Raw genomic sequence first — 12,525 nt, forward strand, 5'->3', positions numbered from 1 at the left:
AAAGGAGACTGAGTTTACTCTCCGTCCCGAAGGCACTGCCGGAACTATACGTGCAATGTTACAGAACGGACTTCTGAATGAAGCGCTTCCGCAAAAGGTATATTATATGCTGTCCTGCTTCCGCCATGAGCGCCCTCAGGCAGGAAGACTGCGCGAGTTCCATCAGTTTGGCGTTGAAATGGCTGGCAGTCCGGCACCTTCTGCTGATGCAGAGGTGATACTTCTTGCAAAGACACTTCTTGACAGACTTGGATTGAAGAATATAGAGCTTCATATTAATTCTATAGGTTGTCCAGCCTGCCGTGCAAAGTATCATGAAGCCCTTAGAGCTTATTTCGAACCGCATAAGGAGGAGCTGTGCGATACTTGCAAGGAAAGACTCGTCAAAAATCCTATGAGACTTCTTGACTGTAAGAGCCCTATATGCAAGGAGATAGGCAAGGATGCCCCGATGATCCTCGATTATTTATGTGAGGAATGTAATGAACATTTCGAGCTTTTCAAGAAATATCTAACAAAATTTGGTATCGAATATATCGTGGACCCAAAGATAGTCCGCGGACTTGATTATTATACGAAATCAGTATTTGAGTTCATTACAACGGAGATAGGCGCTCAGGGAACTGTATGCGCAGGCGGACGTTACGACGGACTTATCGAACAGCTCGGCGGTCAGCACGTTCCGGCTCTTGGTTTCGGTATGGGCTTTGAAAGACTTCTACTTGTTATGGACAAGCAAGGCTGTGATTATCTTACTCCTAAAAAGTGCGATATATATTTTGCCACAATGGGCGATGCTGCTCTTGAAAAAGCTATGGAACTTGTAAAGGGACTGCGTGAATTCGGCTATTGTGCAGAATATGATCTAATGGGCAGAGGCATAAAGGCACAAATGAAATATGCAAATAAGATCGGTGCAGCTTATACCATGGTCCTCGGCGATAACGAGCTTGAAAGCGGCAAAGCAAAGCTTAAGGAAATGGAAAGCGGCAGCGAGGTAGAAATGCTCCTTAACGATAGTTTTACCGCTAATTTTGAAAATGAATACTTTAATAAAATTCTGGATGTAATGGACGAAGACGGTAACGGTTCGCTGTTCACATTTACAGGGGAGGATAAATAAAATGGCAGATAGTATGAAAGGTCTCAAGCGCACACATTACTGCGGAGAGGTGACCGAGGTAGGCAAAGAGGTCGTTGTAGGCGGATTTGTAGATAGGATAAGAGACAAAGGCGGAGTAATTTTTATTGTACTCAGAGACAGGACAGGCGTTGTTCAACTGCTTTTTAACGATGAAACAGATCGCGAGCTCTTTAACAAGGCTGCTTCATGCAAGAGCGAGTATGTTCTTATGGCAAAGGGTGAGGTTCGTGAGCGTGAGAGTAAGAACGACAAGCTCAAAACAGGTAATGTTGAGATATTTGTCAATGATCTTAGGATACTTGCCAAGGCACAGACTCCTCCTTTTGAGATAGTTAACGAAACAAAAGTAAACGACGAGCTTAGACTCAAATATCGTTATCTTGACCTCAGACGCGCGCCACTCCAGCAGAATATAATAATGCGTCATGAGATAGCAAGAGTTACCCGTGAATACTTCTATGAGAACGGCTTTCTTGAAATAGAGACTCCTATGATGATGAAGTCCACTCCTGAGGGTGCAAGAGACTATCTCATACCTTCAAGAGTTCATCAGGGAAAGTTCTATGCTCTTCCTCAGTCACCTCAGATATACAAGCAGCTTCTTATGGTGTCTGGTTTTGACAGATACATACAGCTTGCGCGCTGCTTCCGTGATGAGGACCTTAGAGCGGACCGTCAGCCTGAATTTACACAGATAGATCTTGAAATGTCATTTGTTGACGCCGAGGATATACAGGAGTGTGTAGAGGGCTTTGTTCAAAGAGTTTTCAAAGAGGTCATCGGTGTAGATGTTCCTCTTCCACTCCCGAGACTTACTTTTGCTGATGCTATGAACCGTTATGGTTCTGACAAGCCTGATACCCGCTTTGGCTTTGAGATACAAGATATCACAGATACTGTAAAGGATATTGACTTTGTTGTATTCAAGAATGCAATAGAGGATGGTGGAAGCGTAAGAGCTATAAATGTTAAAAACGGTGCGGCAACTTATACCCGTAAGGAGATAGATAAGCTTGTTGAGCACGCAAAGGGCATAGGTGCGAAGGGCCTTGCATATATCCGCTGGGCTGAGGAGCCTAACTGCTCGTTCAAGAAATTCCTTGCAGACGGCGAGCTTGAAAAGATATGTTCCGCAGTTGACGCTCATGAGGGAGACCTTGTGCTTATATGTGCTGACAGGACAAAAACCGTGCTTGCAACTCTTGGTGCTATAAGACTTATCTGTGGAAAGAGAATGGAAGTTATACCTGAGGATAAGTACAATTTCCTCTGGATAACAGAAATGCCTTTCTTTGAGCACGACGACGAGAACAATACATGGGTGGCTGCTCATCATCCCTTTACTATGCCCATGGAGGAGTGTCTAGAATACCTTGATACAGATCCTGCTAATGTACGCGCAAAGGCTTGGGATCTTGTGCTTAACGGAACTGAGCTTTCAAGTGGTTCGATGCGTATAACCGACTTTGAGCTTCAGCAGAGAATGTTCGAGGCTCTTGGTATGACTGATGAAGAGATACAGGCTAAATTCGGATTCCTTGTTGACGCTTATCGTTACGGTGCACCGCCTCATGGTGGTATGGGCATCGGCCTTGACCGTATAGCAATGATAATGTGTAATGCCGACAGTCTCCGTGATGTTACTGCATTCCCAAAGGTGCAGAACGCAAGCGAGCTTATGTCGGAATGTCCTTCCTCAGTTGACAACGAAAGCCTTGAAGTACTTGGCATAAACGTTGTAAAAAAAGAAGATGAGTAATAAATATTATGCAGTCTGCGGTATTCTTGATATAGACGGAAAGATACTTTTTGTAAGGCATACATACGGACCTGCAAAGGAAAGGATACTTATTCCCGGCGGATATGTCAAAGATGGCGAGTTACCTTCTGAGGCTGTAAAAAGGGAAGTGTTTGAAGAGACTGGCGTTGACGCTTCTGCCGAATCGGTTTTTGCTGTGCAGTTTCGTCCTGAGCAGTGGATAATCGTCTTTCGTATGAACTATGTATCAGGAGAGCCGCATTCTGACGGTTACGAAAATAGTGAGGTTCTGCTTCTTACACCAGAAGAAGCAGTAAACAGAAACGATATCACTAATATGAGTCGCGCTATTCTGAGAGCTTATATTGATGATAGGGAAAATACTCTGAAAAAGGGCGAATACAGGTCTATTTCTCTTAAAGAAGGGGAATACGAGATATTTGGTGTATAAATGTAACTGAAAAGCATAAAAATACTAAAATTTTTATTGACTTTTTTCGCATTATGGAGTATAATATTAACTATAGGTTTATAATTTTAAAGGGAGCTGTCTGTAGGGTAAGCTCCCTTTGTCTTTAATGTTAGATTGGGTTAACATATTGCTATAACTTTATATGTTAAGATAATCTTGATTTATCTAATAATCCGGGAGGTGTATATATGGCATCGGAGGCTGTAAAGAAGATCCTTGAAGCTGAGGCTCTTTCTGAAAAAAAGAATGCTGAAGCACGCAAGCATCGCGATGAGATAATAAGTGACGCGACAGGACGCTCTTCGCTTGCTATTCAAAAAAAACTTGGCGAAGCACATCAGGAGTTGTCTGTATTAAAAGCTGATTATGATAAAAAGCTTGAAGCTTACAGGAAAAAAGCTGAGGAAGAGTGTCAGAGAAAAATCGACAGTATCAAACAGCAAGCCGAAAGTAAAATGGGCAAAGCTGTTGATGAGATAATCAGCCGCTATTTCTGAAATCCGCCCTTACAAAGGAGAGTGATGTAATAAATGGCGAAGTTAAAAATGAAAAAGATCGAGCTTATCGCTATGCTTACTGACAGCAAGAAGATAATTGAGCTCCTTCAGCGGCGCGGAGTGGTCGAGATTACGCGTAACGATGATGAGGAACTTGAAAACACCAATGTGACTGCTGTTGTGGGCGAGTTTGACAAGTTCAGGAATACCGCATCTCAGGCACTTGAGATCATTGATTATTATGCTCCTGAAAAGGCGGCTTTTAAAGAACTTCTCGGTGGAAAGACCGAAGTTGAAAAGCATGAGTTTGGTAAGGAAGCCATGCATTTGGAGCAGGTAATGGGCTCTGCCAATGAGATAATTAAAAATCAGCGCTTTATTGCTGACGCTGCAAATTCAGTTTCACAGCTACAAATAAAATGTGATATGCTTGAAAGGTGGAAGACACTGGATGTTCCTCTTAATTTTAAGGGAACATCTGCTACGGTTGCGTACATAGGCACGCTTCCATATCAGACGACAGCGGAGGAGCTTGAAGAAAAGCTTCCAGAAGGCAGCAGTGTTGAGGTTATTAATTCGTCTAAGGAACAGACAAATCTGTTTATTCTTTGTACCAAGGCTTCTAATGAAGAAGCAGGAGACATTCTTCGCAAACTTGCTTTTTCTCATATTGCCGATCCAGGAAACAAAACACCTTTAGAACTTATCTCGGAATATAGTGCCGAGATTAAAAAGCTTGATGAAGATTCCGAGAAGGCTAAGGAGAGCATAATAAAACTTGCAGAAAATAGGCAGCAGTTACGGTTTGTCATTGATTATCTTCAGATGAGAAAGGAAAAATATGATGCGTTGAGCGGACTTGGCTTTACTGAAAGCGCTTTTGTGCTAAATGGCTTTATTCCAGAAAAATATGCAGAATCCCTTGAAAAAGAGATCAAGTCAAAGTATACAGCGTCCATTATATTTACCGATCCGTCTGATGATGATGATGTGCCTGTTTTGCTCGAAAACAGCAGTTTTTCAGCTCCTGTCGAAGGAGTAACAAAAATGTTTGCAATGCCTGGAAAAGGTGATGTGGATCCAACACCTGTAATGTCGTTTTTCTATTATCTTTTCTTCGGAATGATGCTGTCGGATGCAGGATATGGCCTCTTGATGGTAATTGGAACAACCATTGCCTTAAAGAAATTCAAGTTTGAGAGCACAATGCAGAAAACGCTGACTATGTTCAGAAACTGTGGAATTTCGACAGTAATATGGGGTGCGCTCTTCGGAAGCTGGTTCGGAGATATAGTACAGGTCGTTGCAAGGGAATTTTTCCACAAGGAAATCGGAAGCATCGCACTGTGGTTCGAGCCACTCGATGATCCCATAAAGCTTTTGTTGTATTCATTCGCACTGGGAATACTCCATCCTTTTCTCGGTGTGGCAGTATCCTTCAAAATGTCATGGGACGCAGGGAAAAAGACAGATGCCGTACTGGATACGCTACCTGTGTATCTTACAATCCTAGGTGTAGTTCCTCATGGTGCAAGTGTATTTATAAGCGTTCCTCAGATTTTAAAAACTGTAGGAACCTATATGATGATAGCTGGTGTTGTATTAATGCTGCTCACATCGGGAAGAAGCTCAAAATCAATATTCGGAAAGCTTTTTGGTGGAATATATGCTCTTTATAATACAGCTACGGGATATCTTAGCGATATTCTCTCATATTCAAGACTTCTTGCGCTTGGACTTGCAACAGGTTCTATAGCAAGCGTTATAAATCTTATTGGTACTATGCCAAAGAATCCTTTCGTCAAGGCAGTATTGCTCATAGTAGTATTCATAGTCGGTCATACGGCTAATCTTGCGATCAATCTTCTTGGTGCATATGTCCATACAGATAGGCTTCAGTTTGTGGAGCTGTTTTCAAAATTCTATACAGGTGGCGGAAGAGAATTTGCACCGCTCACTGTTAATACTCAGTATATCAAATTCAAGGAGGAAAACAACAATGAATAATTTAGGAATAGTTTTTGCCGTTATCGGTGCTGCACTTGCAGCTCTTCTCGCAGGAATTGGCTCAGCAAAGGGCGTAGGTATAGTTGGACAAGCTGCTGCAGGTGTAGTTTCAGTCGATCCTTCAAAGTTCAGCAAGGTACTTATTCTTCAGCTGCTTCCTGGTACTCAGGGACTTTACGGACTTCTTATAGCTATTATACTCCTCAGACGTGTAGGCATTATCGGCGGTCCAGTTGCAGAACTTACAGCAGCACAGGGTCTCCAGTTTCTTGTTGCAGCGCTTCCTATCGCAATAGTCGGACTTATCTCTGGCATAGTTCAGGGCAAGACGGCAGCGGCAGGCGTAGGTATCACAGCAAAGAAGCCTGAACACAATAGTAAGGGTATCATTATGGCGGCAATGGTCGAGACTTATGCCATCCTTGCTCTTCTTATGTCTATGCTTATAATCAAAGGTATTGCCCTTTAATAAAAGAGAGGTATAAATATGTCAGGACTTGACGAGATACTTAACCTCATTGAAGCTCAGCAAAAGCAGTCGGAAGACAGTATAATAAAAGCGGCGGAGAATAAAGCTGCGCAGATATTACACGATGGCGATACAAAGGCTCAGAAGGCGTATGACGAATTTATTAAAAGGTCATCTGCTCAGGCAGAAAAGGATTATGAGAACGCTTGTAATTCAGTTGATGCTGAAATGAAGCGCAGACTCCTTTCATGTAAGGTTGAGCTTATTGATAGGGCTATCGAAGAAACTGTATCAAAGCTGAAAGAACAGCCGGATAAAGAGTACTTTGATATGATACTTGCTCTTACCGAACGTCATATCCAACCTGAAAAAGGTGTTATCAGCTTTGGAAGCAGAGATCTTTCAAGGATACCTTCCGATTTCGAAAGCAGGCTCAGCGAGCTTGCTGGAAAGAAAGGCGGTCAAATAACAGTTTCTGATAAGGCAGAGGATATCGAAGACGGTTTTATACTCAGTTACGGTTTGATATCTGAAAATTGCAGTTTCAGGTCAATGATTGAATCTGACAAAGAGTCTGTACGCGATACTGCTGCTACAGTTCTGTTTGGGTAGGTGATACTATGAACGGAACAAAGTATGCTGATGCTGTCGGCGCGATAAGAGCTATGGAGAATACTCTTCTTACAAAAAACGATATCGACCAGCTTATTAATTCACGGAGCAGATCGGAAGCAGATGCTGTGATTTCATCAAGGGCAGGTTCAATTTCTGCTACTGATACGCTAAAGGCCGTGTGGGAAATGCTGAAAGGATATGCACCTGGCTGCAAAGAGCTTGAGATACTTCTCTACAGAAATGATTTTCATAATCTTAAAGCTGTACTAAAAGCTGTTATCTCAAACAGAGATCCTTCGCTTTATTATATCGAACCGTCAAATGTTGAATTATCAGTTCTTGTGGACGCAATAAACAACAGAGATTACAGTATTCTGCCTGAATATATGCGAAAGACTGCTGTTGAAGCTTATGAGCTTGTAACAAACACATTAGATGGTCAGCTATCGGATTCGCTTATTGATAATGCCGCATTGAAGGCAATGCAGCATAGCTCGGACGAATGCGGAAGCGAATTCATGCAAAAATATTCTCAGCTTAATGCTGCCTGTGCTGATATAAAGACAGCTTACAGGTGCAGTTTGCTTAATAAGTCGGCTGATTTTATGGAAATTGCTTTATGTGGAAGCAAAGAGCTTGATAAAGAAGAGCTTTTGAAGGCTGCTCTCGGCGGAACAGAATCACTGTTTGGCTTTTTGGAGAGCACTCCTTACAGCGATGCGGCTTCTATGTTGAAAGTATCGGCTGCAAAATATGAAAAATGGTGCGACGATGTTTTGATCGAGCTAGCCGAAAGTGCAAGGATGAAGGCTTTCGGACCTGAACCCCTTGCAGCTTTCTACATTGCAAAGGAAACAGAAATTAAGAATATTCGTATCCTTACAGTATGTAAGGAATTCGGTGCTGATAAAGCCACTATAACGGAAAGGATGAGAAAGCTGTATGTATAAAGCTGCTGTAATTGGTGACAGTGCAAGCGTTTCAGGCTTTGCAGCTCTTGGGCTTTCCGTTTTCCGTGAGACTGAACCCGAAGCTGTTACAAAGCTTATTTCAAGGCTTGCAGCAAATGATTTCGCAGTCATATATATTACCGAGCCTGCTGCTGCTCTTGTAAAGGATACAATAAATAAATACCGGAGCTGCAAGCTTCCGTCTATCGTGCTTATACCTGCTATCGAAGGTAATACAGGTGAAGGTATGAACGCTTTGCATGAAGCAGTTGAAAAAGCAGTCGGCTCGGATATACTAAATTAGGAAAGAGGCGGGTAAGTATAAATGAACAGCAAAGGTACTATCATAAAAATATCAGGACCGCTCGTTGTTGCAGAAGGTATGAGAGATGCCAATATGTTCGACGTTGTTCGTGTAAGCAATAAACGTCTTATTGGTGAAATAATCGAAATGCACGGCGACCGTGCTTCAATACAGGTATACGAAGAGACCTCGGGACTTGGAACCGGAGAGAACGTTGAATCAACAGGAGAGCCTATGAGCGTTGAGCTCGGCCCTGGACTTATAGGAAGTATTTTCGACGGCATACAGCGTCCTCTTGACGATATAAGAAAAGTGTGTGGAAACAATCTTGCAAGAGGTGTTGAGGTTCCCTCCTTAAAGAGAGAACCCAAGTGGAGGTTCACTCCCTCTGTAAAAGTAGGGGACAAGGTCATCGGCGGTGATATCATTGGAACCGTTCCGGAAACGGATATAGTTCTCCATAAAATAATGGTGCCCAACGGTATAGAGGGTACAGTAAAAAAGATATCCGAGGGTGAGTTCCATGCGAATGATACGGTATGTATCATTGAAACTGTAAAGGGTGACAAGGAGTTATCTCTTATACAGAAATGGCCTGTTCGCCGCGGAAGGCCTTATTTAAAAAAGCTTTCGCCAGAAATGCCGCTAGTTACCGGTCAGAGAGTTGTTGACTGCCTGTTCCCGATAGCAAAAGGTGGTGTAGCAGCTATCCCAGGTCCTTTCGGAAGCGGAAAAACTGTAACACAACATCAGTTGGCAAAATGGGCAGAAGCTGATATTATAGTTTATATCGGATGCGGAGAGCGCGGTAACGAGATGACGGACGTTCTTAACGAATTCCCGGAGCTTATCGACCCGAATACGGGGAAATCACTTATGGAGCGTACTGTTCTTATAGCAAACACATCTGATATGCCTGTTGCAGCTCGTGAAGCTTCTGTATATACAGGTATCACAATAGCAGAGTACTACAGAGATATGGGCTATTCTGTAGCTCTTATGGCTGATTCTACATCACGATGGGCTGAAGCTCTACGTGAAATGTCAGGACGTCTTGAAGAAATGCCTGGTGATGAAGGTTATCCTGCATATCTTGGAAGTCGTCTTGCACAGTTCTATGAGCGTGCAGGAAGAGTTATATCTACAGGCTCTGACGGCAGGGAAGGAGCTCTTTCGGTTATCGGTGCTGTATCACCTCCCGGCGGTGATATTTCTGAACCTGTATCACAGGCTACACTCCGTATCGTCAAGGTATTCTGGGGGCTTGATTCAAATCTTGCATATCAGCGTCATTTCCCTGCAATAAACTGGCTTACAAGCTACTCGCTTTATGCTGATTCACTTGCTGACTGGTATAATAACAATGTTTCAAAGGACTGGATGAAATGCAGAGCGCGTTTCATGGAGCTTCTTCACGAAGAGGCTGAGCTAAAGGAGATAGTAAAGCTCGTTGGTATGGACGCTCTTTCGCCTAATGACAGACTTAAAATGGAAACAGCTCGTTCGATACGTGAGGACTTTCTGCATCAACTAGCGTTCCATGAGGTAGATACGTATACCAGCCTGAAAAAACAGTTATATATGATGAAACTGATCCTTAACTTCAATGACGAGGCATATGACTGCATCAGTAAGGGTGCGGATATTGAAGAGGTAGCAAATCTTGCCATAAGAGAAAAGATCGGACGATTCAAATATGTTGAAGAAAAAAATACAGATGTAGAATTCGACAAGCTCTCAGTGGAGATCTCTTCAGAGCTCAACGAGCTGCTTGACAAGGAGGAAGACTGATGCCAAGAGAATACAGAACAATCGAAGAAGCGGCAGGTCCTCTGCTTCTTGTAAAAGATGTTGAAAATGTAACCTATGGAGAGCTTGCTGAGATAAGGCTAAAAAATGGAGAGAAGAGAAGGTGCCGTGTTCTTGAAATTAATGGTACAAACGCTCTTGTTCAGCTTTTTGAAAACGCTGCAGGCATAAATCTTCAGGATAGTAGCGTTGTATTTTCGGGGCATCAGATGGAGCTCGGTGTATCAGAGGATATGCTTGGACGAGTATTTGACGGTCTCGGTAGACCTATAGATGACGGTCCTGAGATAATACCAGAGATGCGTCTTGACGTAAACGGACTTCCTATGAATCCTGTTGCAAGAAAATATCCTCAGGAGTTCATACAAACAGGTGTATCAGCTATTGATGGACTCAACACTCTTGTAAGGGGTCAGAAGCTCCCTATCTTTTCAGCTAGTGGACTTCCTCATGCGCAACTTGCCGCACAGATAGCACGTCAGGCTAAGGTACGTGGTAAGGACGAGCAGTTTGCGGTCGTATTTGCTGCTATGGGTATTACCTTTGAGGAATCGGAGTACTTTGTACAGAGCTTTAAGAGTACAGGAGCACTTGATAGAACCGTGCTTTTCATAAACCTTGCAAATGACTCAGCTATTGAGCGTCTTGCAACGCCTAAAATGGCTCTTACAGCTGCAGAATACCTAGCATTTGAAAAAGGTATGCACGTCCTTGTTATCCTGACGGACATCACTAACTATGCTGACGCACTTCGTGAGGTATCTGCTGCTCGTAAGGAGGTTCCAGGACGAAGAGGATATCCGGGATATATGTACACTGACCTTGCAACAATATATGAGCGTGCAGGACGTCAGAACGGAAAAGAGGGAAGTATCACTATGATACCTATCCTTACAATGCCTGAGGACGACAAAACTCACCCTATCCCAGATCTTACCGGATATATCACTGAGGGACAGATAATACTTTCACGTGAGCTTTACAGAAAGGGGATAAATCCTCCTGTTGATGTACTTCCTTCACTGTCACGACTTAAGGATAAGGGTATAGGCGAGGGAAAAACACGCGCAGATCACTCCGATACAATGAACCAGCTCTTCTCTGCTTATGCAAGAGGAAAGGACGCTAAGGAGCTTATGGTAGTCCTTGGTGAAGCTGCTCTAACTCCAACTGATCTTATCTATGCAAAGTTTGCTGACGAGTTCGAGAAAAAGTATGTTTCTCAGGGCTTCGAGAACAACAGAAGCATCGAGGATACACTTGCAATAGGTTGGGAGCTTCTCAGAATGCTTCCGAGAAGCGAGCTTAGAAGAATTCGCGAGGAATACCTTGTAAAGTATTATGATACTCAGAAATGAGGTGAGTTGATTGGCAAGGTTAAATGTTAATCCCACCAGAATGGAGTTAAGCAAGCTAAAAAAGAAGCTTGCATCAGCTCGCAGAGGTCATAAGCTACTAAAGGATAAGCGTGATGAGCTTATGAGACAGTTCATGAACCTTATTAGGGAAAATCGTCAGCTTCGTAAAGAAGTGGAAGCGGCAATAAAGGAAGCTAATAAATATATGGCTGTAGCAGGTTCAGTCATGCAGCGTGAAGTTCTAGAAACAGCTTTGATGCTTCCAAAGCAGGAGGTAGAACTTGAAGTCAGTGAAAAAAATGTAATGAGTGTTTATATTCCAGAATTCAAAACAAAATACCGCTCAGGTGATTCAAACGATATATACTCTTATGGTATGGCTTTTACCTCAATTGACCTTGATGGAGCTGTAAGTTCATTGAGTTCAGTTTTTCCGAAGATGATACGTCTTGCTGAGATTGAAAAGTCCTGCCAGCTTATGGCGGACGAGATCGAAAAGACAAGAAGACGTGTAAATGCTCTGGAGCATATCATGATACCTGATTACGAGGAAACAATAAAATTCATAACCATGAAGCTTTCTGAAAACGAAAGAAGTACGACTACTTCACTAATGAAGGTAAAGGACATGGTTTTAAAACAGAGTCATCATTATCAGCAATAATAAAACGGTCTCCGAAATCGGAGACCGTTTTACATTTGAGTATAAAAATCCGCCTTGCCGTCATATAGTGCATAAAACCCGCACTAAGCAGGTGGGTAAACGCCCTTATGCTTCTCGCTCCCTTCTTCCGCAGGGCGGGAGGTCTGCAGTCCACATACGGAGACGAATTCCCTTGAATTATGTGTTGGATTATAAAAACTATAATTACCCGCACAAGGCAGAAATTTGGCTGTTTATCTTTTCTATATATATTATAGCACAATCATTCGTAAAAATCAATAGAAAAAATATGTAAAATGGTAAAAATAGAAAAAATTAATATTCATAGCTATCGTCCATGATACCATCAAGGCGTTCAAGGAAGACCCTGGCATCATGGTCTTTGTGCGACCCGACAGCAACAAGTGGTTTGCGGCCACCAAGAACATCAGGTGTAGTTCGGTGGATGTCGCGGGAAACGGTCGCCTGCGTGACGGT

General features: G+C 42.8%; 12 protein-coding genes and 1 other RNA gene. 12 read left to right on the forward strand and 1 reads right to left on the reverse strand.

The features are described 5' to 3' along the window. From hisS to J6U00_RS05555, 12 genes are all read left to right on the forward strand, one after another. Nucleotides 1–1,123, forward strand: a 1,123-nt coding sequence (hisS, locus tag J6U00_RS05500; protein ID WP_296579977.1) for a histidine--tRNA ligase, incomplete at its 5' end; no start/stop codon positions are given. 1 nt (nucleotide 1,124) lies between these two features. Next, nucleotides 1,125–2,903, forward strand: a complete 1,779-nt coding sequence (gene aspS / locus J6U00_RS05505) for an aspartate--tRNA ligase (protein WP_296579979.1) — start codon at nucleotides 1,125–1,127, stop codon at nucleotides 2,901–2,903. Next, nucleotides 2,896–3,354 carry an NUDIX hydrolase gene (locus tag J6U00_RS05510; protein WP_296579981.1) on the forward strand — a complete coding sequence of 153 codons (459 nt, stop codon included), beginning with the start codon at nucleotides 2,896–2,898 and terminating at the stop codon, nucleotides 3,352–3,354. Before aspS ends, J6U00_RS05510 begins: the two co-directional genes overlap by 8 nt. A gap of 209 nt (nucleotides 3,355–3,563) precedes the next feature. Further along, the gene (locus tag J6U00_RS05515) at nucleotides 3,564–3,872 is read left to right on the forward strand and encodes a hypothetical protein (protein ID WP_296579982.1); all 309 of its coding nucleotides are present in this window, start codon (nucleotides 3,564–3,566) and stop codon (nucleotides 3,870–3,872) included. A 33-nt stretch (nucleotides 3,873–3,905) separates the two neighbouring features. Continuing rightward, nucleotides 3,906–5,879, forward strand: coding sequence for a V-type ATP synthase subunit I (locus J6U00_RS05520; protein WP_296579984.1), 1,974 nt, complete (start codon nucleotides 3,906–3,908; stop codon nucleotides 5,877–5,879). Further along, entirely contained in the window at nucleotides 5,872–6,348 is a 477-nt protein-coding gene (locus tag J6U00_RS05525; protein ID WP_296579988.1) for a V-type ATP synthase subunit K, read from the forward strand. Before J6U00_RS05520 ends, J6U00_RS05525 begins: the two co-directional genes overlap by 8 nt. Before the next feature lie 18 nt (nucleotides 6,349–6,366). Next, on the forward strand, nucleotides 6,367–6,960 hold the full coding sequence (locus tag J6U00_RS05530) for a V-type ATP synthase subunit E family protein (RefSeq protein WP_296579990.1): 594 nt from the start codon (nucleotides 6,367–6,369) through the stop codon (nucleotides 6,958–6,960). Nucleotides 6,961–6,968: 8 nt separating this feature from the next. Then, on the forward strand, nucleotides 6,969–7,913 hold the full coding sequence (locus J6U00_RS05535) for a V-type ATPase subunit (RefSeq protein WP_296579992.1): 945 nt from the start codon (nucleotides 6,969–6,971) through the stop codon (nucleotides 7,911–7,913). Continuing rightward, nucleotides 7,906–8,217: a V-type ATP synthase subunit F gene (locus tag J6U00_RS05540; protein WP_296579994.1), complete on the forward strand. Its 312-nt coding sequence runs from the start codon at nucleotides 7,906–7,908 to the stop codon at nucleotides 8,215–8,217. Before J6U00_RS05535 ends, J6U00_RS05540 begins: the two co-directional genes overlap by 8 nt. A 21-nt stretch (nucleotides 8,218–8,238) precedes the next feature. Then, nucleotides 8,239–10,008, forward strand: coding sequence for a V-type ATP synthase subunit A (locus J6U00_RS05545; protein ID WP_296579996.1), 1,770 nt, complete (start codon nucleotides 8,239–8,241; stop codon nucleotides 10,006–10,008). Then, nucleotides 10,008–11,384, forward strand: coding sequence for a V-type ATP synthase subunit B (locus tag J6U00_RS05550; protein WP_296579998.1), 1,377 nt, complete (start codon nucleotides 10,008–10,010; stop codon nucleotides 11,382–11,384). Before J6U00_RS05545 ends, J6U00_RS05550 begins: the two co-directional genes overlap by 1 nt. Before the next feature lie 10 nt (nucleotides 11,385–11,394). After that, nucleotides 11,395–12,048 carry a V-type ATP synthase subunit D gene (locus tag J6U00_RS05555; RefSeq protein WP_296580000.1) on the forward strand — a complete coding sequence of 218 codons (654 nt, stop codon included), beginning with the start codon at nucleotides 11,395–11,397 and terminating at the stop codon, nucleotides 12,046–12,048. A 42-nt stretch (nucleotides 12,049–12,090) separates the two neighbouring features. On the opposite strand, the gene ssrS is transcribed toward J6U00_RS05555, so the two are convergent. After that, nucleotides 12,091–12,275, reverse strand: a non-coding RNA gene (gene ssrS, locus J6U00_RS05560) — 6S RNA. Between the last annotated feature and the right edge of the window lie 250 nt (nucleotides 12,276–12,525).

It is taken from the genome of Ruminococcus sp., from assembly GCF_017650195.1.
Taxonomy (GTDB): domain Bacteria; phylum Bacillota; class Clostridia; order Oscillospirales; family Ruminococcaceae; genus Ruminococcus.

Excerpts from the sequence above, each read along its gene's own strand:
- J6U00_RS05545 (WP_296579996.1), top strand. The coding sequence starts at position 8,239 with ATGAACAGCAAAGGTACTATCATAAAAATATCAGGACCGCTCGTTGTT.
- J6U00_RS05550 (WP_296579998.1), top strand. The coding sequence starts at position 10,008 with ATGCCAAGAGAATACAGAACAATCGAAGAAGCGGCAGGTCCTCTGCTT.
- J6U00_RS05535 (WP_296579992.1), top strand. The coding sequence starts at position 6,969 with ATGAACGGAACAAAGTATGCTGATGCTGTCGGCGCGATAAGAGCTATG.
- J6U00_RS05515 (WP_296579982.1), top strand. The coding sequence starts at position 3,564 with ATGGCATCGGAGGCTGTAAAGAAGATCCTTGAAGCTGAGGCTCTTTCT.
- J6U00_RS05520 (WP_296579984.1), top strand. The coding sequence starts at position 3,906 with ATGGCGAAGTTAAAAATGAAAAAGATCGAGCTTATCGCTATGCTTACT.
- J6U00_RS05510 (WP_296579981.1), top strand. The coding sequence starts at position 2,896 with ATGAGTAATAAATATTATGCAGTCTGCGGTATTCTTGATATAGACGGA.
- aspS (WP_296579979.1), top strand. The coding sequence starts at position 1,125 with ATGGCAGATAGTATGAAAGGTCTCAAGCGCACACATTACTGCGGAGAG.
- J6U00_RS05530 (WP_296579990.1), top strand. The coding sequence starts at position 6,367 with ATGTCAGGACTTGACGAGATACTTAACCTCATTGAAGCTCAGCAAAAG.
- J6U00_RS05540 (WP_296579994.1), top strand. The coding sequence starts at position 7,906 with ATGTATAAAGCTGCTGTAATTGGTGACAGTGCAAGCGTTTCAGGCTTT.
- J6U00_RS05525 (WP_296579988.1), top strand. The coding sequence starts at position 5,872 with ATGAATAATTTAGGAATAGTTTTTGCCGTTATCGGTGCTGCACTTGCA.